This window comes from Paenibacillus sp. DP01 (genome assembly GCF_044784315.1).
Lineage (GTDB): Bacteria > Bacillota > Bacilli > Paenibacillales > Paenibacillaceae > Paenibacillus > Paenibacillus polymyxa.
On the sequence record NZ_CP173059.1, the window covers coordinates 4,230,647 to 4,253,336 of the forward strand.

A 22,690-nucleotide genomic window follows, 5' to 3' on the forward strand; every position below is an offset into this window, starting at 1 on the left:
TGTAGATGTTTTGTCTTCAAGAGGATTATCAAAATGAGTGCGTGTTATTGCGTTGTTTTACGAACTTATAATATCATATTGCTCCAATACCTGCCGATGTAACGGGTCATCTGCAGGTATGGACGTATAACGTGTCAGCGCTACACTCACCCCTTGGCTGCGAATCACCTGCTGAAGCTCAACCGCTTCGGGGTCTTCCGTAATATCAAATTTACAGGCGGCAGCCATTCCCAACGCCAGATGATCGGTCGGGATACCATACTCCTGCGCTTGCAGCGCGGGACGTACAAGACGGTCATTGGGAGACAGCTTGCGCAGCGGTGAACGTCCGACCCGAGTAACCTCGTCTGTCAGATTAGGATTGCGGAAGCGATCCAAAATCTTAGAGATGTACTTCTTATGCTCCCCTTGATTCAAACCGAAGCGCTTCACAAGCACCGCTCCTGTTTCCTCCAGCGCCCCTTGTATGGAGTCTACCACCTTGGTATCCTTCATGGCCTCCTGGATCGTGGCATAACCTGCGACATAACCAATATAGGCTGCCACGCAATGGCCCGTATTCACCGTGAACAGCTTGCGTTCAATGTAAGGCTCCAGATCCTGCACGTAAAGAATGCCTTCAATTTCTTGATGATCAGGAGCCATTTGCGAGCGATCCACAACCCACTCGTAAAAAGGCTCTACCTGCACATGCAACGGGTCCTCATGATGCTGAATCGGCACAATCCGGTCTACAGCGGCATTGGGAAAATAAACCGAAAACTCTGCCTTGGCACGAGTCGCCTCATCCAGTAGTGCAAAAACATGCTCTTTTAGTTGGGCGCTGCCCCCAATTGCATTTTCGCAAGCAATCACATGCAGCGGGCCTGCCCCTCGCTCTACCCGCCGCGCTATGCCCTCGGCAATACCTGCTGCAATATGCCTGAGGATGCTAACCCCTACCGCGGTCGTGACCAGATCAGCATGGTCTACCGCGTCCGCTACAGCCGATGCATCTCTACCGTCAATCGCGGTTACATTCGTAACTGTCTCCGTATCCTTCGTATCATTCGCCAACTCTACCGTATACTGCTTGCGGCGGCGTAACTCAGATACAAGGGTCTCGTTGACATCTGAAAAGACAACCTCATAGCCTGCACGTGACAAAATCAGCCCAATAAAGCCACGACCGATATTTCCTGCTCCAAAGTGAACAGCTCTCATAACTCCAGCTCACTTTCGAACAGATCTATAATTTCCTGTGGAGCCACTGCGTTGCGAAGTTTATCCATGTTCTCTTCCTCCGCACATACCACCGCGATACTCGTCAAAATCTCCATATGATCGCCGCCTTGGGCTGCAATGCCGATCACCATGTATGCTTTTTCTTTCCCGAAATCTACGCCTTGCGGGAACTGAACGATGGAGATGCCAGTGGATTGAACAAGCGTCTTGGATTCCTTGGTACCATGTGGAATAGCCAGCCCGTTCCCAATATAGGTGGATACGATCTCCTCGCGTTCAAGCATCTTGTCAATATACTCACTTGTAATATGTCCTGCATCCAGCAGAATTTGTCCTGCCATACGAATCGCCTCATATTTGTCTTTGGCGGTTGCGTTCATTTTTATTTTGTCTATCGTCATAATACTCACGTTAGATTCCTCCCTGTCCCTAATTTACTGTGGAAAAATTCAGCCAGCTCACTCGATATATAATTGGCAATCTGATCCCTGCTACCGTGTTCCAGTAGCGTAATCATGTCTTCCTGCAACAGTAATGCACTAATCTCGCTCAATACCTCCAAGCTTTCTTTCGGCAACTCACGAGGTCCCAACATCAGCAGAACGCATTCTACCTGCTCATCTACATCCGCCAGCAGCGGCTCAGCCAGCCTATACAAGGTCAGCGAAGGCTGGCGAACATAGGGACTGCGCGTATGAATCAAAGCAACGGAGGTATCAGAAATCACCTGACTCCCTTGACGCTCTCTTTCTACAAGTTGTTCAGCAACAACAGAAGGCTCTGTGACATTTCCCCGCACTGCCTCCAACATGCAGATAGCCTCTATAGTGGCTAACATATCCATCCCTTGATTTTCCAGCGGGTACACTTGAAATTGCTGTACAATGTGTACAATCTCCTCAAGGCTTTTCCGTAGACCGGTAAGCCACTCCATGCCCTGGCCGGGCTGAACAGCCTGTTCCTGAGGATGGTCATTGAGTTGATTGAGTGTAATATGCTGGATAAAATGACGCAGACGGTCACTCTCCTCTTGCGTCAGCAGCGGACTGATTTTGAGATAACGATCCGGTTCAAGCGGCAGCTCCACTGTCGAAATGATCAGATCATAATCCTCCTTCGGAATCCGCGTTGCCTCGTACCATGAGGCCCTATCCACGATTTTGATCTGTGGTAGCTCCTTGGCCAGTCTGGTTGCCAGAAGTCTGGAGGACCCAATTCCGCTCGTACAGACTACGATGGCTCGAACCTCCCGCTGCAATTGTCGCAGTCGCTCCAACGAAGCGCCAAAATGCATGACCAGAAATCCGATCTCTTCATCCGGTACTTCCATTTCGGTCATATCCGCCGCAGCCTTTTTGACCGAGTCGAACAAGCTGCCGTAATCCTTGCGGATTTGCTGAAGGAGAGGGTTGCGGATGGACTTTCCTTCCCTCAAACGTTTGAGTACCGGAGCCATATGGGCTATCAGTCCTTCACGCAAAACGCGGTCCTCTGCAAGTGGTGTGCCTGTCTCTGCCTCCACACGACGGATCAACTCATGAACCAACTCCAGCAGTATAAGATCATCCAGTGGGAGCAACCGGGTGGAATGATCCTCAGCATCACGGAACAGCAACCTGAAATAACTTCGTTCCTGGTCTGGAAAGTCAATAGCCAGCGCCGCCGACAACTCTGCGCATATGCGTTCTACCATAGCTGTGCGCAGCATGATATTCTCCTCCGAATCTGTCTTCGAATACGGGAGGGAGGCACGATGATCTACAACGTACCCGAGTCGTAGACGTGCCAGTGACACGCAAATTTGAATCAGCAACTCCATATATTTGCTTTCCACCATGTTTTTCAGCCATTGATCATGAGGCTGCCAGAGGGCGTTCTCCACGGTTAGCAAGTTCTCCCTGCCAATCATCTCCAGCAACTTTTCAGTGACACGTGTCACCGGACGAAGCTCCTCACGACTGGAAAACAGAGCCGATTCATCCAAATATTCGAGAGCCAGCTCAGAAATCGCCCGTCTTTTGTCTATCTCCCGTCCTGTAATCTCGACACCGTATCCCCGTCTGCGCACTAGCACGAGCCCTCGATCTGCAATCCAGCCTCGTAATTCGTCCAGATCATGACTGACCGTAGTTACTGTGACTTTCAAATCCGATGCCAGCGCCAGTAACTTGATCGGCTCCTGTGTATCCAGCAGCATGCACAGCACTACAATCTTTCTCTCCTCAGCCGAGTAATCGTCTGACTTCGTTTGCAGCAACTGCTCCCGTAGACTTGCAAGCTGATTCGGGTCGGCATCCACATAGATACCGATCCCTGATTTTTTCTCCAGCTTTACCTCATGAGCCGCCAACCAGCACTCGACTGCGCCAAGTTCCCGATGGACCGTCCTTGTGCTGACATTAATCTTCTCGGCAATTTCTCCGGCCGTAACCTCATGGGGCTGCCCCAAAAGATACTCCACGATGTCAGATTGTCGTTTCGTAATATTCATAAGCGCATACCGTTCCTTCCCAAGCTCTATTCCCTTTCAGCAGGAAATACAAACTGTACACAGACGGCTGACTTTATAGGGATTAAGAGTCGGATTTCAGACGGTCAACCAGCGCTTCGTATTCAGGGCTTTTCAGAAAATTGTCAATGGAAATGTGCTCAGCATTCGGGGCTACCGTTTTAGCCCGGTCTGTTAATGTTTTTTGCGTAATGACAATGTCCGCATCCTGTGGAATTTCACTGATTGCCGTATTCGTTACCGTAACGCCCACGCCCGCCTGTTTCATTTTTTTGCGTAAAATTGAAGCTCCCATGGCACTTGAACCCATACCTGCATCACAGGAAAAGACAATTTTGTTCACTTCGGATTTATCCTTGAGCATTCGATCTGCGGCAATCTCAGCAGCACGATCAGATGCGTGGTTATCTTCCATTACAGTGGCGTTAGCACTTGCACCCTTGCTTTGATTTTTCATATCTTTCAGGCGGGATGCAGCTTCCTCCAGCCCCTCTTCCTTTTGCTTACCTGTCTTGAGCAATACTGCGGCAACAGCAAAGGATACGACTGCAGCAGCGATTACACCGCTCAGCATCGGCAAATATCCGCCTTTTGGTGTCATCAGGAAATAAGCAATGATACTGCCTGGTGAAGGAGCAGCAACCAGTCCGGCACCTGTCAACATAAAACAGAAGGTTCCCACAACGCCCCCTGCTATAGCAGCGAGAATTAGAATCGGCTTCATCAAAATGTAAGGGAAATAAATTTCATGAATCCCGCCGAAAAAATGAATGATAACTGCACCAGGAGCAGACGACTTCGCAGAGCCTTTACCGAACAGGCAATAGGCCAGCAAAATACCGAGCCCCGGCCCAGGATTGGATTCAAGCATGAACAAAACGGATTTTCCTGTTCTTGCAGCTTCCTCTAGCGCAATCGGACTCAATACTCCGTGATTCAGTGCGTTGTTGAGAAATAATACTTTTCCGGGCTCAATAATGAGGTTGACAAGCGGCAAGAGCCCTGCATTTACGAGAAACTGTACCCCTGCCGACAATACTTGGCTGATGGTTTGAACGACCGGGCCAATCCCCACATGAGCGAGCAGTGCTAGAATGGCACCGATAATCCCGGCCGAGAAATTATTGACCAGCATTTCAAAACCTGATTTGACTTTGCCTTCAATGGCCTTATCGAACTTCTTCAAGATCCATGCAGCCAGCGGGCCAGCTACCATTGCGCCCAGGAACATCGGGATATCGGCCCCCACAATGACACCCATCGTCATAATGGCACCGATCACACCTCCACGCTGTCCGTGAATCATTGTGCCTCCTGTATAACCAATCAATAGCGGCAGCAAATAATTTTTCATCGGATCAACCAGTTGTGCAAAACCCTCGTTCGGAAACCACCCGGTCGGAATAAAAAGGGCCGTAATTAATCCCCATGCGATAAAGGCCCCCATATTGGGCATAACCATACCGCTGAGAAAACGGCCAAAACGTTGTACGGCGACACGAGCGCCACCGCTTGAACTGGACTTTGTGTCCACTGTGCTCATATTCATATCCTCCTTGTGAGTAAATAGCATCACTACCTTTTCTTAAAATTCATACTAAATGACAGCGCTATCTTCATCAACGAAATGAAAACGTACTTTCGTCATGAACGTTGATGACAACATTTAAATTTAAAATAACGGACAACGTATTATACCTGCATAATTCTTCTTAATATGACCGATAACAATAGAAATTAGTCGAAAAAACAGTGCTGTAAATCTGCACCTTATGTAGAGGAGCTCACCTCTAAATCTAATAAATCGACGTAATTACGTCTTCTAAAAGACAACAAAAAAATAGCCGCCATGTCAGATCATAGCGACTATTTTATACACAAAACGAGCGGACTAACGATGCTTTTATTCAATTCAATATCCATATAAAAATTTAGAATAAAGCGCTAATATTCCATCTTATATTGCTCGTTATTGTTCATCCGAAATCAACTGCTCGTACTGATCCGCAGACAGCAGCTTGCTCAGAGCTTCCTCGACATCATTGCCCATCTCTACTTCAATCATCCAACCCTTTTCATAGGGAGATTCATTCACCAGCTCAGGTGTGCTTTCCAGAGCTTCATTTACTTTCAATACGGTTCCCGCCACCGGAGCAAAAAGGTCGGATACGGTCTTCACCGATTCAATTGTACCAATCTCTGCCCCCTGTTCAATCGTTGCTCCCGCCCCAGGTAATTCCACAAAAACAATATCACCCAGTTGATGCTGTGCAAAGTCTGTAATGCCGATCCGCAACGTCCCGTCTGCTGTGCGCTGAACCCACTCATGTTCGTCTGTATACCAAAGTTCCCGTTTCACTTCACTCATCCTGCTTTCGCCTCACTTCCACATGAATAAAATGCTTTTAATCACCTGTATTAGACAGGTTAAGATTATGACAACATGAGCAATCATGTCAATAATACTAACAAAAATACTTCATGTTATCTCATATAGCATAGAATATTAAAAAATGATAACTTGTAACAAACGCTTACATATCCTTATTTATACATTAAATGTTTTTTGGATTGTTTTATATGACATTTTTATTGACATTTTGAATGAATTTGCGTATTAATGGGTTATAGCAAATGCTTTTGGAAATACCCCGACAACTGCAAACGCGGATGAACGCGGAGGGAGAGACTACCCAAAAAATTCGCATAGCTGTTGTCGTTTCTGAGACAGTTGTGCACGCGAACTCGGATCAACTTGTTACCTGCAAAACCGGGTAACCTACCGTTGATCCAAAAGGTAGCGCCGAAGGAGTAAACTTGCATTGCAGGTGAATCTCTCAGGCAAAAGGACCTCTGCCGGACGCATCTCTGGAGAGCATTCGCGATTAGAGCGGATCACCCAAGGGGAAACCTGGTTCACACCGGGGTAACTTTCTGGTATCAAGGACAGAGCTGAAAGAAGAGTATGGACTGCCGTCTATACGTTTCTTTCAGCCTGTCTTTTTTGTTTAGCCGATTACACTGGATAGGAGTGAAAAAATGTCTAATTTGCGAAGAACACCATTATTTTCGTCTTACGGGACGCAGCCCGGGGTTCGTTGTATTGACTTTGGCGGGTGGGAGCTTCCCGTTCAGTTTAGCGGCATCCAAAAAGAGCATGAGGCCGTCCGGCAACGCGCGGGTTTATTCGATGTCTCGCACATGGGCGAGTTTTTGGTTGAGGGCAAAGAAGCCGAGGCTTTTTTGCAATGGGTAACCACGAATGATGTCAGCCAGTTGGAACCGGGCCAGGCACAATATTCACTCCTGTGTTACCCCGATGGAGGCGTAGTGGATGACTTGCTTGTATACTGCAAAGGACCAGAGCGCTACATGCTCGTTGTGAATGCCTCCAACATCGACAAAGATTGGGATTGGCTCATGCGCCACGTACCTGCATCGGTTCATCTGGAGAATGTGTCTGATGCGATCGCATTGCTGGCATTACAAGGTCCGGAAGCAGCACATATTGCCGCAGCCGTGACAGATACAGATATTACGAATCTGGCATCTTTCCGATTCCATGAGAACGTGCAATTGTTCGGAGCAAAAGCACTCGTCTCCCGAACCGGATATACCGGCGAAGACGGTTTTGAATTTTATATACCTGCTGAGGAAGCGCCCGCCGTGTGGAATGGTTTGCTTCGTTGCGGTGAATCGTATGGGCTAATTCCCGCTGGGCTTGGTGCTCGCGATACACTACGGTTTGAGGCACGGCTGCCGCTGTACGGACAAGAGTTATCTGCCACCATTTCACCGCTTGAGGCTGGTTTAGGTTTCTTCGTCAAGCTGAATAAAGGAGATTTTATCGGCAGAGAAGCACTGCAACACCAGAAAGAACAAGGAATTCCTCGCAAGTTGATCGGGCTGGAAATGATTGACCGCGGTATCCCGCGCGCTCATTATCCAGTCTTCGCGGAAGGCCAACACATTGGTGAGGTCACAACGGGGACTCAATCGCCCACCTTGAAGCGTAATTTGGGGCTAGCCCTGGTGGACAGTCGTTTTAGCACCCTATCTACACCGTTAGAGGTCGAAATTCGAGGTAAACGCCTGCGTGCGGAAGTGGTCGCAGCCCCCTTTTATAAGCGGCCACGCTGATCCTAAATCCTCTTCATTTCAAAAAAATGATCATGTCAGATACGAAATTCTGGATTTTCCAACTACGATTATGTATTAGCTAATTTACTATCTAAATTTTGCTTTTCGAAAGGAGCCAGAACTTATGAAGCAGCATCGCTATCTCCCCATGACCGAACAAGATCAAGCCGAAATGCTGCGTGTGGTGGGCGTATCATCCATTGATGATTTATTCAGTGACATTCCAGAGGCAATTCGATACCAAGGGGAACTCCCTCTTTCCTCTCGGCTTGACGAAAGAGCCTTAACTCGCCACATGGCCGAGCTGGCCGGACACAACGCCAATACAGACACACATGCCAGCTTTCTTGGTGCAGGTATTTATGATCATCATATTCCGTCCGTCATTCAGCACATCACCTCACGTTCCGAATTTTACACAGCCTACACCCCCTATCAGCCGGAAGTAAGCCAGGGCGAGCTGCAAGCCATTTTTGAATTCCAGTCGTATATTTGCGAATTGACAGGCATGGCAGTAGCGAATGCCAGCATGTACGATGGAGCGACAGCTCTGGCGGAAGCGGGCTCACTGGCCGCCGCAGCCACGCGCCGTAAACAGCTTATCGTATCAAGGTCTGTCCATCCAGAGGCACGCCAGGTATTGGTAGCCTATGCGCGCGGATTGGACTTGGACATCGTGGAGATCGGCTGTTCGGACGGCGTAACGGATGTCGATGCGCTTGCCGCGGCCGTATCGGAACAGACGGCGGCTGTCTTGATCCAAAGCCCCAACTTTTTTGGAGCCGTGGAAAATCTGAAGCCGATGGCTGACCTGATCCATGCACACAAGGGGCTAATGGTCGTCAGTGCCAACCCATTGGCACTTGGCTTGCTGGAGGCGCCCGGTAAGCAGGGCGCGGATATTGTTGTAGGAGACGCGCAGCCGCTTGGGATCTCGTCCTCCCTCGGCGGTCCAACCTGCGGTTACTTTGCCGTTTCTCAGGCACATATGCGTCGTATCCCTGGGCGTATCGTAGGCCAAACCACGGACCGCAACGGCAAACGCGGCTTCGTGCTGACCTTGCAAGCGCGGGAACAACATATCCGCCGCGAAAAGGCCACGTCTAACATTTGTTCCAACCAAGCGTTGCTTGCTTTATCTGCATCTGTGTACTTGTCTGTCATGGGTAAACAGGGTATCCAGGAAGTAGCCGAGCTGAATTTGCATAAAAGCCGCTATGCGTTAGAACAATTGCTGAGCTTGAATGGCATAACTGCCTCGTTTCACGCACCGACCTTTAACGAGTTCGCCCTTAGGCTGCCTGAAGGTACGAATATGAGCCAACTTCAGGACAATCTGCTAGCTGCTGGATTTATCGCAGGCTATGATTTGGGCCGGGACTATCCGGAACTTGCGGGTCACATGCTGATTGCAGTGACGGAGCAAAGAACCAAAGAAGAGATCGACCAATTTGTACACACCTTGGAGGGATTGCTATGACACACACCGGACCGGACCAGAAACAAGAGCTGTTGAAGGAACACGATCAAGCGCTCATTTTTGAATTGAGCCGTCCGGGTCGCATCGCTTATTCCCTTCCCGAGTGCGACGTTCCTCGTCGCCCGGTGGCAGAGCTTTTGCCGGATTATGCGCTGCGCAGCGAACCTGCGGCATTACCCGAGGTATACGAAGTAGATGTTATTCGCCATTATACCGCCCTGTCCCAGCGCAACTTCGGCGTCGACAACGGGTTTTATCCGCTTGGCTCGTGTACGATGAAATACAATCCAAAAGTGAATGAGGATGTCGCCCGTTACGCAGGCTTCGCTAAAATTCATCCATATCAGCCGGAGAATAGCATCCAGGGGGCTATGGATCTGCTGCATACGCTCCAAAACGATCTGGCTGCGTTGACCGGCATGGATGCCGTCACGCTCCAGCCCGCTGCTGGCGCCCATGGCGAATGGACCGGGCTGATGATGATTCGCTCGTACCACGAGGCACGTGGTGAGCGACGTACCAAGGTGCTCGTGCCGGATTCCTCGCACGGTACGAACCCCGCCAGTGCAACCGTAGCGGGCTTCGAAACAATCACCCTTCCCTCCACCCCTGAGGGGCTGGTGGATCTGGACGCGCTCCGCCAAGCGGTAGGCAACGACACCGCTGCGCTCATGCTGACCAATCCGAACACGCTGGGCTTGTTCGAGAAGCAAATTACTGACATTGCCGCGATCGTGCATGACGCAGGTGGTCTGCTCTACTATGACGGGGCAAACTCCAACGCCATCATGGGGATTACCCGCCCCGGGGACATGGGCTTCGATGTGGTGCATCTCAATTTGCACAAAACGATGAGTACTCCGCACGGTGGAGGGGGCCCGGGCGCTGGACCCGTCGGCGTAAAGCAGCGACTGATTCCCTATTTGCCCAAGCCGTTTGTCGTACGTGATCCGCAGGGTGTGTACCGCTGGGATCGGGAGCACGTAGATTCTATTGGGCGGGTCAAAGCCTTTTACGGAAACTTCGGCATTCTCGTCCGAGCCTATGCCTATATCCGCAGCTACGGTCCTGATGGCTTGAAGCGGGTGTCCGAATGCGCTGTACTCAATGCCAACTACATGATGCATCGGCTGGCTCCGCACTTTGACCTGCCTTATCCTGGGCATTGTAAACACGAATTTGTCATGTCAGGGCGAGGTTTGAAGAAATTTGGAGTACGCACGCTGGATGTAGCCAAACGATTGCTTGATTTCGGTTACCATCCGCCTACCATTTATTTTCCGCTAAATGTAGAGGAATGCATCATGATCGAGCCGACGGAAACAGAAAGCAAAGAGACGCTGGATGCTTTTGTCGACACTATGATTCATATTGCGCGCGAAGCCGAGGAGAACCCTGAGCTGGTGCTCAATGCACCCTATACCACTCCACTCACACGCCTGGATGAAACCACTGCAGCCCGTAAGCCTGTGCTGAATTGCGCATGTAGTTAAGGTTAAATTCAAACACAACAATCCAAGCATACAAAAAAGCCGGTATCTGTTGAGATACCGGCTGCTGTATGTATACAGCAATTTTTGTTGGAAAAAGATATAACCTTTGAAAATGTGATACCCTTCCTTATGCTTCGATGCTTTGAACCAATTCAACAACCTGCTCGGCTGTTTGCATATCCAGAGCTTTTGCAGCCAATTTCTCCATGTCCGCACGGGACAACTTGGAGATTTGACTACGTGCTGGCAGAATGGAAGTTGCGCTCATGCTGAACTCATCCAGTCCCAGACCCAGCAGCAACGGAATTGCTGTTGTGTCTCCTGCCATTTCACCACACATACCAACCCAACGTCCTTCACGGTGAGCGGCATCAATAACCATTTTCACCAGACGCAAAATGGATGGATTATATGGTTGATACAGGTAAGAAACCCGCTCGTTCATACGATCCGCTGCCATTGTGTATTGAATCAGATCGTTAGTACCAATACTGAAGAAATCCACTTCTTTAGCGAATTGGTCAGCCAATACCGCTGTAGAAGGAATTTCTACCATGATGCCCAGCTGAATTTCTTCAGATACGGATACACCCTCGGCTACCAACTTTTCTTTTTCCTCCAACAAAACAGCTTTAGCTTCACGGAATTCGTTCAGCGTAGCAATCATTGGGAACATAATGCGCAGGTTACCGTGCACGCTTGCACGCAACAAAGCACGCAATTGAGTGCGGAAAATATCCTGGCGATCCAGACACAGACGAATAGCACGGAATCCGAGGAACGGATTCATTTCTTTCGGCAGATCCAGATAAGGAAGTTCTTTATCTCCACCGATGTCCAAAGTACGGACTACAACCGGTTTGCCTTCCATTCTTTCCAGAACCGTTTTGTAAGCTGTATATTGTACATCTTCGGATGGGAGCTTGTCGCGTCCCATGTATAAGAACTCCGTACGATACAAGCCAACGCCTTCACCACCGTTGTCTAGAACACCAGCTACATCGTTAGGCGTACCAATATTGGCTGCCAATTCGACATGGACACCATCGACGGAAACCGTAGCTTCGCCGCGCAGCTTACGCCACTCTTCGCGTTGCTTGTCATATGCCACCTGTTTAGCACGGTATTCTGCAACGATTTCTTCGGTAGGATTCACGAACACGTGACCATCCAGACCATCGACGATAATCAAATCGCCGCTTTTAGCTTGAGACAATATATTTTTTGTTCCTACAACAGCAGGAATTTCTAATGAACGAGCCATAATAGCCGAGTGCGAAGTGCGTCCGCCGATATTTGTTGCAAAGCCTTTAACAAATTCACGATTCAGCTGAGCTGTGTCGGAAGGTGTCAAATCTTCCGCAAGTACAATCGTTTCTTCGGCAATTTCTGCAGGGCTGACAAAATGAACACCAAGCAGGTGATTAAGCACCCGTTTGGTTACATCACGCATGTCCGATGCGCGTTCTTGCAAATATGCACTTTTCATGTTTTCAAACATGGAAACAAACTGTGTAGCTACTTCATTCAAAGCATAGTCAGCATTGAGCTGCTCGTCTCTGATTTTAGCTTTAACCGGATCGATCAATTCAGGATCATTCAGAATCAGCAGGTGAGATGCAAAAATTTCTGCTTTTTTCTCACCCAGTTCACGAAGCGTTTTCTCCTTAATCGATTCCAATTCGGTTTGAGATTCTGCTAAAGCCGCATCCAATCTTGCGATTTCAGCTTCAACATCACCAACCGCGCGTCTCTCTACAGCGTAATTCGGATGCTCCAAGATAAACGCCCGGGCAATGGCTATGCCTGCCGAAGCGGCAATCCCGGAAATTTTAAGCATGAACTTCGCCCAGCCCTTCGTTAACGATTACATTTTCAAGAGCTTTCAATGCTTCAGCAGCTTCAGCGCCTTCGCAGATAATGTTAATAGTATCCCCTTGTTCCAGACCAAGAGACAATACACCCAGAATGGATTTCAAAGTTACTTTTTTACCGTTAGCTTCGGCGAAAGATTCAGCACCGCTGAATTTGTTAGCTGTATTTACCAGCGCAGTTGCAGGACGTGCATGGATACCGTCTTCATCCGTAATTCTAAAAGTTGTTTGCATAATTTGTTCCTCCCACTTTCCTAAAAATAATATTTGTTTACACGCAGCATACCGGATAATTGATCAGACGGCCTAAGCCGCCTAATCAACTAATCCGAAACACATAGAGTTTATTTTATCGTAATTATACCATCTTCGCCAGCCTTCAATACTCCAGTTTTATTTAAAGTTACCGAAGATCCTTCTGGAAGGTTGGTAAAAATGACAGGTGAGATGATGGATTTAGCGTTTGCCTTCACGTATTCCAGGTCTACTTTCATAATAGGCTGGCCGGCTGACACAAGATCGCCTTCGTTCACCAAAACGTCAAATCCTTGACCTTTAAGCTTCACTGTATTCACCCCGATATGAACAAGCACTTCTTTACCACCATCGGATTGAATACCAACCGCATGCTTGCTTGGGAATACATTGAATACTTTACCATAAACAGGAGAAACAATTGTTCCATCATTTGGCACAACTGCAAATCCATCACCTGTCATGCGTTCTGCAAAGACCGGATCGGGAACGGACGAGATGTCAACCAATTCACCGTTTACTGGCATCACAATATCTTCCACAACGATCGTTTGCTTTTGTTCTCCGGCTTCCTTTTCCTCTTGTGGAGCTGGTTCTGAAGGAGCAGGTGCAGGTGTACGTCCTGCCATGATATCAGCCATTTGAGTTTTAATCGTATCGGAACGGGTACCGAAGATCGCCTGTACATTGTTACCTACTTCAAGGACACCTGAGGCGCCAAGTTGTTTCAGACGAGCTTTATCCACGTTTGATTTCTCATTAACTTCGATCCGAAGACGTGTGATACATGCATCCAGATGCTTGATATTCGATGAACCACCGAAAGCAGCCAAAATGTTATGTGGAAGCTCGTCACTGCTACCGCTTGCTGCACCCTCCACATTATCTGTAGCTTCTTCACGTCCTGGTGTCTTCAAGTTGAATTTCCGTATGATGAATCGGAATCCGAAGTAGTAAATAACCGCCAAAATCAGACCGACGATAATTACATACCACCATGGTGTACGGGTTGGAATAATCCCGAATATCAGGAAATCAATAAATCCACCAGAGAACGTCATGCCGATTTTAACATTCAAAATTTGCATCGTCATAAATGACAAACCTGCAAATACACAGTGTACTGCAAACAGCAATGGAGCTACGAACAGGAAGGAAAATTCCAGTGGCTCCGTAATACCTGTCAGGAATGAAGTCAAGGCTGCTGAACCCATGATGCCTGCTACATATTTTTTATGCTCCGGTCTTGCTTCATGATACATCGCAAGTGCTGCTGCCGGTAATCCGAACATCATGAATGGGAATTTACCTACTTGGAACGTACTTGCTGTCAGTGCCACACCGTCGCGAAGCTGATTGAAGAAGATCTGCTGGTCACCGTGAATGGTTTGACCTGCTTTGTTCACATATTCACCAAACTCAAACCAGAACGGTGAGTACCAGATGTGATGCAAACCAAACGGAATGAGCGCACGTTCGATAACTCCGAACAGGAACGCCGACAAGGTCGGGTTGGAATACACCATAAAGTGAGATACAGCGTTAAGTCCTTGTTGAACTGGGGGCCAGATCAAAACCAGTGCCAGTCCGACAATCAGTGAAGATACTGCTGTTGCAATTGGAACGAAGCGCTTACCCGCAAAAAAGCCCAGGTACGAAGGAAGCTCGATTTTGAAAAATCGGTTGTACATAGCAGCGGCCAGTATACCGATGATAATCCCGCCGAACACCCCGGTTTGAAGTGTAGGAATACCCAACACATTCGCATAACCCGGTACTTTTTGAGCAATCAGACCAGGTGTAACACCTACAGCTGTACCCAGCGTAATGTTCATTACGAGGTAACCGATGATCGCAGCCAAACCTGCTACACCTTCGCCGCCCGCCAGACCGACGGCTACGCCGACTGCAAACAACAGCGCCAGATTATCAAAAACAATTTGTCCGGCGTTCATCATGATTGTCGCTACCGATTGAACCCAGCCCGCATTTAACGCAGGGATGTACTGGAGAAAATCAGGATTGACCAGCATGTTGCCGATACCCAATAAAAGCCCCGCAGCTGGCAAAATGGCTACTGGAAGCATTAACGCTTTACCGACACGCTGTAAAACGCCGAAAAGCTTTTTAAACATACCATCCACATCCTTCTCTGAAATTTAGAACAGAGGTAAAACAACAAAAAAGGCATGAGCCGATTTAAGTATGTTTGAACACAACCTTGGGATATAGCATACCCCACTAGGCTGTAAACAATCATAACTTAAAACAACTCATGCCTGATCGAATCAGTAACACGTTAAAATGTTTAGTTGTTGTCTTCCTCATTGCAAAATTGATTATAGCACCACGCTAAATGCGAGGCAATACTTTTTTATTCGGGCTTTATCACGGTTTGTTGCTCTCCCTGCTTGCGTTGGGACAAACGCTGCAGATGCATCGTCAAATAGCTAACTTCAGCTGGATACACCGGTTTACGTAGCCTTTTCTCCATAATCTTCGTAAGTTTCCAGGCCAGCATATACATTTCTGGATATTCTTCATTCAAAAGCTTGTCCAATCGGTAAATCTCCTGCACAATCTCTCCTCGTCGTACACGTTCAATCGCAAATCTCAGATGAGTCAGCAGACGGGAATAATCAAGGGATTGGATAGGAATTCGGTAATCGAGTGTCGTCTCGACGACCTGAACCATGTCAGCAATCAGACGAGAATCCTTCCTAACCTCGGAGATATGTTGGTTCGTCATAGCACTATAAATATGCAGAGCTACGAATCCGATTTCATCTTCTCCCAGATCCACGTCCATCTTATCCTTGATCAAAGCAACAGCCTGCTCAGCCATCTTGTATTCCTGAGGATATATTTCCCTAGTTTCATACAAGAACGGATTATGAATCGTAATCCCCTGTTTATGACGGTTGATGGAGAAGGCAATATGGTCAGTTAAAGCAATTAGTATGTGCTCATTAAGAGGCTTTTTGGCTTGAAGCTGAACAAGATGAAGCACCTCACCGATGACCTCAATGAGCTTTTCATCCAGCTCAGGAAGCAATCGTTTGTATTGCTCCTGCTCTTCATGGCTTTTTAATATAAATAATTTTTCAACTGAATCCAACGGCATTAGATCGCCGGGTCTGCGATTGAAACCGATTCCTTTTCCAATCACGACAACCTCATCATGCTCGGGATGCATCCCTATAATCACATTGTTATTCAGCGCTTTGGCCACTTTTAGGCTGCTCACATCCGCACCTCTTTTATCAGAACCTTGATCCTAAGAATTATAGCATGAAGCTCAGAGGAATCCACGTTAAAGTACCAAATATTCCGCTAAAGGTCAATAAAAAGAAAACGCTTTTCATCACAATTTCCAGGAAATGCTGTGATGAAAAGCGGTCTTTTGAAGGCTGAGAATCTACTCCCCAGAGGCTTATCGTTATTCTTTATCCGTTAGTGCCACCTCAACCAAGGGTGGATTGTGTAGCTTGTTCGCATCATCGGAGGAAGGTACGGAATGAATGCCTTTTTTTCCAGTGGTTAGTCCCTTGATCAACTGCTCTACATCAATACCGGATACACTCTTAAGCATCTCGGGAGCCGTCGCCATCAGTTCCGTGACATAATTGCTGACACGAGTTGCTCCTTCCCCTTTACCCGTATCCACAACAGTCAGTTTATCAATGGATGCAATCGGTTCGGCAATGCGTCCTGCCAGATCCGGCAGCATTTTCACGATAATATCGAGCACGGCAGCCTCTCCAAACTTCTGGAACGCCTCCGCCAGTTTTTCCTTGGCCTCAGCTTCCGCGAGACCACGCAAACGGATGACATCTGCATCGGCTGTACCTTTGGCCCGTTCTGCATCCGCTTCTGCTTGCCCGTTTAGACGTTTTTGTTCAGCTGACGCTTTAGCCTGTGTTTCAATCGAGTATTGCAGCGATTCCGCCTCACGCATTTTACGTGATTTGTCGGCTTCCGCCGCTTGTTCTACTGCATACCGATCGGCTTCCGCCTTCTTTTTCACTTCCGCATCATATTGCTTTTCACGTACCTGTATTTCCTTGGCTTGAATATCAATCTCCCGTTCCTTACGTACCAACTCAACTTTCATCTGTTCCTCGACAGCAGTCTGCTTAGCACGGGCCTCCTGAATGTGATAAGCCTGATCGGCTTCTGCCCTGGCTGTATCCTGTTCTTTCTTAAACGAAGCCACCTTCAATTCCTTCTCCTTGGCCGCCTCGGCAATATTCGTATCCCGTAATAGCTCGGCCTTCTGTCCTTCCTGTTCTGCTTGTGCCTTCTGAATTCGGGCATCCCGCACTGCCTCGGCTTCTGCAATCTCTGCATCCCTTTTGACAGCAGCAATTCTCGGCTTACCAAGCGCATCCAGATACCCATGTTTATCGCGCACATCTTTGATGGTGAATGAAACGATCTGCAAACCCATCTTTTTTAGATCGCGCGCAGCCACGCCCTGTACTTCCTGCGCAAACCGATCCCGATTACGATATACTTCCTCTACCGTCATGGAGCCGAGGATTGCCCGCAAATGTCCCTCCAGCACTTCTTGAGCCTCTCCTCTAAGCGCTTCCAGCGGCTTTCCGATGAACTGCTCGGCTGCTGTGGCTACATCCTCAATGGAACTGCCAACCTTGATGATCGCCACACCATCCGCAATCACGGGTACTCCTTGCTCTGTATATACTTCCGGTGTAGTTACGTCCAATTTGTGAGACAACAGAGAGATAAATTCGGACTGCTGGAAAATAGGCCAAATGAAAGCGCCCCCACCACGTACAATTTTAATCTTGCGACCAGAATCATCCTCGGAAATATTTTTATTTCCCAGAAAAGAACCTGTCACAATCATTCCTTCATCCGGTCCTACCGTTTTGTAACGGGCCCAAAAAGCAATCCCTAATATGACGATAACAATGACAACAATTCCAGGGATCAACACAATATCTTGCAAACTTGACACTCCCGATCACGCTCCCTTCAAGTTAAGCGAATGCGCCGTCTATGTGTCCAGATACGCTACGCGGACGACGCCCTCTGCGACCTCAACCACGACAATACGGGTTCCCGCAGCTAGCGGTTTGTGATCAAAGCTAGATGCTGTATGTATGGTGTTGCCTGCACCCAAGCGGATCATAACTTCCCCGTAACCAACCTCAGGTACAGGAATGGTAACCTCACCGATTCTGCCAGTTAGTTCACGCATCGAGAAGCCGCTGGATACCTCTGAATTCGCCATGGGCTTGATAAATGCAAAAAACACTAGCACTCCAATAACAAGTGCAATCCCTAAAGCTAGCACAACAACCCAGCCCATGGTCAGCCCAGTATACTTTGTCAGTAGTACTCCAGCCCCGCCAAAAGCAGTCATAGCCCCAAGTAGAACGACAGGTCTGAACCAATCAAGGCCCGGCAACTCTAACGCCCCATCCAGCCAGCTACCGAGTACATCCCCGATCAACACACTAACCACAGTAAAGATTGCGCCTCCTGCCAACAACCACCAAAATAAGGTTTCCATGCGACTCCTCCTTCCATGTACCTTTTCAGCCTGGTTTCCAGTCTATAACTATGTTTACGTATTCAACCTTAAAAAGTTTCAAAATTTACCTCCAATATTCCAAATTAAACCCAAAAAAGCACGTTCGTACGTCTAATGACGCACAAACGTGCCTATTATGATCCAAATGCTGTTTACAGGGATGCTTTGTAAATTTCGACTACATCTTCGCGATTGAGCTTGTTAAAGCCACCGAAAGGTCCGAATTTCACAGCTTTATCAGCCATTACATCAATTTGGGACGCATCAATATCGTAATCAGCCAGACGGCTTGGTGCACCAATCGAGCTCCAGAAATCACGCAACGCTTGAATACCTTCCAACGCTACTTCTTCATCACTCTTACCTTCTGGGTTTACATGGAACACATTCACAGCCAGCTGTTTGAAGCGTTCAGGCTTCACATGCAGGTTATGTTTCATCCAGTTCGGGAACAGAATAGCCAGTCCTCCACCATGCGGAATATCATAAACAGCAGACACAGCATGCTCAATATTGTGAGTAGCCCAGTCACCTGTCAGCCCCATGTTCAGGAAGCCGTTCAGTGCCATCGTACCACAATACATAATGGTTTCACGCAGCTCGTAGTTTTCCAGATCGTTAACCAGTCCCGGCGCCGCATCTATGACCGTACGCAAAATCGTTTCACACCAGCCCAGTTGAACCGGAGTATTGGATTCCAAATGGAAATAATGCTCGAGCGTATGTGACATCATATCCACAATTCCGTAAACCGTTTGATTTTGTGGCAGAGAGTATGTGTTCACCGGATCAAGAATGGAAAACGCAGGAAACGCATGTACGCTACCCCAGCCCAATTTTTCCTGAGTTTTTTCGTTTGTAATAACAGAACCTGCGTTCATCTCAGAGCCGGTTGCAGCCATGGTCAGAACCGTACCTAATGGCAAGGCTGCTTTGGGAGCCGCTTTACGCTCTGCAAAATCCCACATGTCCCCATCATATTTTGCACCGACAGCAATAGCTTTGGAGCAATCCAGTACACTACCACCGCCCACAGCCAGTACAAGGTCGATTTGATTTGTTTTACACAATTCAACACCCTTATGTACCGTAGACAAGCGAGGATTTGGTTCTACACCCGCCAGTTCTGTTACCTCTGCACCAATTTCACCAAGCAATTTTATTACATTATCGTACAAACCGCTGCGCTTAATGCTGCCGCCGCCATATACAAGTAGTACACGTTTTCCATATTTAGGAACTTCACGCTTGAGAGCCTCCAATTGTCCTTTACCGAAGATCAATTGTGTAGGATTATAAAATTCGAATGCTTTCATCGCAAACGTTCGCCTCCAATAATTCTAAAGTTTAATGTTAAGAAACTACTCTATTATAACCTTTATGGTTACAGGAAACAAATTGCTTTATTTTCAGAAAAAAACCATACCCCTTAAGGAGTATGGTTACATTTCACATCTTGGGAGGGTTCTCGTATTGTATTATGTGGCAACATAAGCAACTTTATTCTCCCAAGGTATAGCCCAATTGTTTCATAAAACGGCCAAACGCTTGCTGACCGGATGGATTCCGTTTATACACTCCTGCGTGCTCTAAAATTTCACTGAATTTCAGTCCAACCTCATTTTGTACGGTACGAACAGCCGTCTCCTTATCAGACAGGCGACCGAACCGGGTATTCAACTGGTAAATCCAGTCTGCATGCTTAAACAGTGGATGTCCTTCCTGCTGCATAGCCACGGCCAATTCGTCGTCCCCACACAAGATATCAGCAATTCCATCCAGCTCATCCTTGAGTCGACCTGGTAAGATGGCAAGCCCCATCACCTCGATCAGACCGATATTTTCCTTTTTGATATGATGCATCTCGCGATGGGGATGGAAAATACCTTCCGGATATTCTTCACTCGTTCGATTGTTCCGCAGTACGAGATCCATCTGATATCTTCCTTCAGAATCCCGGCGCACAATCGGCGTTACTGTATTATGCGGAATCGTTTCCCCCTCCAGCTCGGTATGAGAGAGAACGTCTACCGATGGATCACTATAACCCTTCCAGGCTTCAAAAGCAGCATTCCCCGCCTCCAACAGTGCGTCGGGATCTGTTGACGTAAAACGAATGACCGACATCGGCCAGTTTACAATACCTGCCGTAACCTGCGGAAACTCTTCATTATGGTATACGCCGTCCACACCCGCTTTTTCAATTGGGAATGTATGACGACCACCCTGAAAATGATCATGAGTTAGGATAGACCCTCCGACAATAGGCAGATCCGCATTAGAGCCAATGAAATAATGCGGAAACGCTTTCGTAAAGGCCAGCAACCGCCGCAGCGTATCCTTTGTAAGCTTCATGGGTACATGATCATGATGGAACACAATGCAATGCTCGTTGTAATACACATAAGGTGAATATTGAAAAAACCACGGTTCCCTATTCAATTCGACCGGAATAATACGCAAATTTTGGCGGGACGGATGGTTTACCCTTCCGGCATATCCAACGTTTTCACGGCACAATTGACATTTGGGGTAAACAGGCGGCGGTAAAAGCTTCGCCATTGCAATTTCCTTGGGACTTTTTTCTGGCTTGGACAAATTAATCGTAATTTCCATATCTCCGTAAGGCGTTGACTGATTCCAGTACACATTGCTGGCCACCCGATCCATTCGAATGTAGTTCGAATCGATGGATAATTGATAAAAAGCATCTGTAGCCGCTTCTATACCACGTTCAGCCTCCGTTTGATGAAAGTCACGGATGACTTCAGACGGTCTCGCCATTAGCTGGCCCATGATTTTGGAATCCAGCAAATCACGATACGTATCCGTGTTTTCAGGGATAAGCCCTATGGCAAAACCATAATCTATCAATACATTAAGCACAGGCTGGAGAGCTTCGGGGGCAATAATGCCCCCTGCTTCCCCACCGGAATAAGGCTCCGAAAACCCGAACTGCTCCAATAGCAGATTACGACTGTAATCCGTATCTTGCAGACCAATCAAGCCCTTCTTATGTGCGAAAGCAACCAGTTGCTCCACCGCATATAGAGCCGATTGCTGTACAGTTTCGTCGATGTCATGGGCCAGGTGCCGGGAAAGTTCCCGGTCTTGGCCTTTATCTACAGATTGGCGCTCGCTCATATGTCATCGTCTCCCGTCTATTCGTCGCCGTAGCCTTGAGGGTGCGACTGATGCCATCCCCATGCTCCGCTAATAATATCCTCCAGCTGGGTACGTTTTGGACTCCAGCCCAGCACCGAACGGGCCTTGTCAGAAGATGCAACCAATATTGCTGGATCGCCTGCACGGCGGGGTTCTGTCACAACTGGAATGTCGAGTCCAGTAACCTTGCGTGCCGTTTCAATAACTTCCTTCACAGAGAAGCCCTGCCCGTTGCCCAGATTGAATATGTTGCTGTCATTACCTTCACGCAAGTAATTCACTGCGCGCACATGAGCATCCGCCAAATCACTTACATGAATGTAATCACGGACACACGTACCATCAGGTGTCGCATAATCCTCACCAAACACAGCGATATGTGGACGCTGTTTTAATGCTGTCTGGAGCACCAATGGGATCAGATGGCTTTCTGGTCGGTGATCTTCACCGATTTTGCCGCTCTCATGGGCACCAGCTGCATTAAAATACCGTAAAGACACGTATTTGATGCCTAATACTTTATCAAACCAGGACATCATGCGCTCCATCATCAGCTTTGTTTCACCATACACGTTAGTTGGCTCAGTACGGTCACCTTCTTCAATCGGCACCTTTTCCGGTTCGCCATAAGTAGCGGCAGTCGAGGAAAATACGATCTTGCTTACGCCGGCATCTTTCATCGCCTCCAGCAAGCTCAACGTACCAAATACATTGTTGTCATAATACTTCCCAGGATTTTGCATGCTTTCCCCAACCAGCGAGTTGGCTGCAAAATGAATAACAGCGTCGATTTTATTTTCAGAGAACAGTTTGGACAGAAGTTCTTTATCTCTCAAATCACCTTCATACAACTTGCCTCCAAGTAATGCTCCTTTGTGTCCGGTTTGCAAGTTATCCAGCACGACAACTTCTTCTCCCAGATCCAACAGTTCTGCTACGGTATGTGAACCGATATATCCAGCTCCACCTGTGACTAAAATGGCCATG

At 47.8% G+C, this 22,690-nt stretch carries 17 protein-coding genes and 1 riboswitch; of the genes, 3 read left to right on the forward strand and 14 right to left on the reverse strand.

Translation table 11 applies throughout. The annotated features are described in order from the left end of the window. Positions 1-57: 57 nt before the first annotated feature. From ACH59B_RS18510 to gcvH, 5 genes are all read right to left on the reverse strand, one after another. The gene (locus tag ACH59B_RS18510; RefSeq protein ID WP_404302351.1) at positions 58-1,203 is read right to left on the reverse strand and encodes a mannitol-1-phosphate 5-dehydrogenase; all 1,146 of its coding nucleotides are present in this window, start codon (positions 1,201-1,203) and stop codon (positions 58-60) included. After that, positions 1,200-1,634: a PTS sugar transporter subunit IIA gene (locus tag ACH59B_RS18515; RefSeq protein WP_340865288.1), complete on the reverse strand. Its 435-nt coding sequence runs from the start codon at positions 1,632-1,634 to the stop codon at positions 1,200-1,202. Before ACH59B_RS18515 ends, ACH59B_RS18510 begins: the two co-directional genes overlap by 4 nt. Next, positions 1,631-3,715, reverse strand: a complete 2,085-nt coding sequence (locus ACH59B_RS18520; RefSeq protein WP_404302354.1) for a BglG family transcription antiterminator — start codon at positions 3,713-3,715, stop codon at positions 1,631-1,633. Before ACH59B_RS18520 ends, ACH59B_RS18515 begins: the two co-directional genes overlap by 4 nt. Positions 3,716-3,797: 82 nt before the next feature. Next, complete coding sequence (locus ACH59B_RS18525) at positions 3,798-5,276, reverse strand: PTS mannitol transporter subunit IICB (RefSeq protein ID WP_016819055.1); 1,479 nt, start codon at positions 5,274-5,276, stop codon at positions 3,798-3,800. Between the two features lie 426 nt (positions 5,277-5,702). Next, positions 5,703-6,101, reverse strand: a complete 399-nt coding sequence (gene gcvH, locus ACH59B_RS18530) for a glycine cleavage system protein GcvH (RefSeq protein WP_016819056.1) — start codon at positions 6,099-6,101, stop codon at positions 5,703-5,705. A 302-nt stretch (positions 6,102-6,403) separates the two neighbouring features. Next, a riboswitch (glycine riboswitch) is annotated at positions 6,404-6,596 on the forward strand. A gap of 176 nt (positions 6,597-6,772) precedes the next feature. On the opposite strand from gcvH, the gene gcvT reads away from it, so the two are divergent. The 3 genes from gcvT to gcvPB all read left to right on the forward strand — a co-directional run bounded on the left by gcvT (position 6,773) and on the right by gcvPB (position 10,846). Then, entirely contained in the window at positions 6,773-7,873 is a 1,101-nt protein-coding gene (gene gcvT, locus ACH59B_RS18535; RefSeq protein ID WP_193189980.1) for a glycine cleavage system aminomethyltransferase GcvT, read from the forward strand. A 124-nt stretch (positions 7,874-7,997) separates the two neighbouring features. Beyond that, entirely contained in the window at positions 7,998-9,353 is a 1,356-nt protein-coding gene (gene gcvPA / locus ACH59B_RS18540) for an aminomethyl-transferring glycine dehydrogenase subunit GcvPA (RefSeq protein ID WP_404302357.1), read from the forward strand. Further along, entirely contained in the window at positions 9,350-10,846 is a 1,497-nt protein-coding gene (gene gcvPB, locus ACH59B_RS18545) for an aminomethyl-transferring glycine dehydrogenase subunit GcvPB (RefSeq protein ID WP_017426743.1), read from the forward strand. The genes gcvPA and gcvPB overlap by 4 nt, the downstream gene beginning before the upstream one ends. Before the next feature lie 127 nt (positions 10,847-10,973). On the opposite strand, the gene ptsP is transcribed toward gcvPB, so the two are convergent. From ptsP to galE, 9 genes are all read right to left on the reverse strand, one after another. Further along, positions 10,974-12,686 carry a phosphoenolpyruvate--protein phosphotransferase gene (ptsP, locus tag ACH59B_RS18550; protein WP_017426742.1) on the reverse strand — a complete coding sequence of 571 codons (1,713 nt, stop codon included), beginning with the start codon at positions 12,684-12,686 and terminating at the stop codon, positions 10,974-10,976. Next, positions 12,679-12,954: an HPr family phosphocarrier protein gene (locus ACH59B_RS18555; protein WP_013372579.1), complete on the reverse strand. Its 276-nt coding sequence runs from the start codon at positions 12,952-12,954 to the stop codon at positions 12,679-12,681. Before ACH59B_RS18555 ends, ptsP begins: the two co-directional genes overlap by 8 nt. 110 nt (positions 12,955-13,064) lie before the next feature. Next, positions 13,065-15,110 carry a glucose-specific PTS transporter subunit IIBC gene (gene ptsG / locus ACH59B_RS18560; protein ID WP_017426741.1) on the reverse strand — a complete coding sequence of 682 codons (2,046 nt, stop codon included), beginning with the start codon at positions 15,108-15,110 and terminating at the stop codon, positions 13,065-13,067. Between the two features lie 239 nt (positions 15,111-15,349). Continuing rightward, on the reverse strand, positions 15,350-16,222 hold the full coding sequence (gene glcT / locus ACH59B_RS18565) for a glucose PTS transporter transcription antiterminator GlcT (RefSeq protein ID WP_017426740.1): 873 nt from the start codon (positions 16,220-16,222) through the stop codon (positions 15,350-15,352). A 192-nt stretch (positions 16,223-16,414) separates the two neighbouring features. Beyond that, positions 16,415-17,950 (reverse strand): flotillin family protein, encoded by a 1,536-nt coding sequence (locus ACH59B_RS18570; protein WP_017426739.1) that lies wholly within the window; start codon positions 17,948-17,950, stop codon positions 16,415-16,417. A gap of 48 nt (positions 17,951-17,998) precedes the next feature. Then, positions 17,999-18,517: a hypothetical protein gene (locus tag ACH59B_RS18575; RefSeq protein ID WP_013372583.1), complete on the reverse strand. Its 519-nt coding sequence runs from the start codon at positions 18,515-18,517 to the stop codon at positions 17,999-18,001. A 173-nt stretch (positions 18,518-18,690) separates the two neighbouring features. Beyond that, complete coding sequence (locus ACH59B_RS18580; RefSeq protein WP_016819065.1) at positions 18,691-19,854, reverse strand: iron-containing alcohol dehydrogenase; 1,164 nt, start codon at positions 19,852-19,854, stop codon at positions 18,691-18,693. Positions 19,855-20,038: 184 nt separating this feature from the next. Continuing rightward, positions 20,039-21,682, reverse strand: coding sequence for a UDP-glucose--hexose-1-phosphate uridylyltransferase (locus ACH59B_RS18585; protein ID WP_017426738.1), 1,644 nt, complete (start codon positions 21,680-21,682; stop codon positions 20,039-20,041). A gap of 17 nt (positions 21,683-21,699) precedes the next feature. Beyond that, positions 21,700-22,689 (reverse strand): UDP-glucose 4-epimerase GalE, encoded by a 990-nt coding sequence (gene galE, locus ACH59B_RS18590; protein WP_016819067.1) that lies wholly within the window; start codon positions 22,687-22,689, stop codon positions 21,700-21,702. Between the last annotated feature and the right edge of the window lies 1 nt (position 22,690).

Coding starts and splice junctions, on each gene's coding strand:
- gcvH (WP_016819056.1), bottom strand. CDS start 6,101: ATGAGTGAAGTGAAACGGGAACTTTGGTATACAGACGAACATGAGTGG.
- ACH59B_RS18585 (WP_017426738.1), bottom strand. CDS start 21,682: ATGAGCGAGCGCCAATCTGTAGATAAAGGCCAAGACCGGGAACTTTCC.
- gcvT (WP_193189980.1), top strand. CDS start 6,773: ATGTCTAATTTGCGAAGAACACCATTATTTTCGTCTTACGGGACGCAG.
- galE (WP_016819067.1), bottom strand. CDS start 22,689: ATGGCCATTTTAGTCACAGGTGGAGCTGGATATATCGGTTCACATACC.
- gcvPA (WP_404302357.1), top strand. CDS start 7,998: ATGAAGCAGCATCGCTATCTCCCCATGACCGAACAAGATCAAGCCGAA.
- ptsP (WP_017426742.1), bottom strand. CDS start 12,686: ATGCTTAAAATTTCCGGGATTGCCGCTTCGGCAGGCATAGCCATTGCC.
- ACH59B_RS18555 (WP_013372579.1), bottom strand. CDS start 12,954: ATGCAAACAACTTTTAGAATTACGGATGAAGACGGTATCCATGCACGT.
- ACH59B_RS18580 (WP_016819065.1), bottom strand. CDS start 19,854: ATGAAAGCATTCGAATTTTATAATCCTACACAATTGATCTTCGGTAAA.
- ACH59B_RS18510 (WP_404302351.1), bottom strand. CDS start 1,203: ATGAGAGCTGTTCACTTTGGAGCAGGAAATATCGGTCGTGGCTTTATT.
- ptsG (WP_017426741.1), bottom strand. CDS start 15,110: ATGTTTAAAAAGCTTTTCGGCGTTTTACAGCGTGTCGGTAAAGCGTTA.
- ACH59B_RS18575 (WP_013372583.1), bottom strand. CDS start 18,517: ATGGAAACCTTATTTTGGTGGTTGTTGGCAGGAGGCGCAATCTTTACT.
- gcvPB (WP_017426743.1), top strand. CDS start 9,350: ATGACACACACCGGACCGGACCAGAAACAAGAGCTGTTGAAGGAACAC.
- ACH59B_RS18525 (WP_016819055.1), bottom strand. CDS start 5,276: ATGAGCACAGTGGACACAAAGTCCAGTTCAAGCGGTGGCGCTCGTGTC.
- ACH59B_RS18520 (WP_404302354.1), bottom strand. CDS start 3,715: ATGAATATTACGAAACGACAATCTGACATCGTGGAGTATCTTTTGGGG.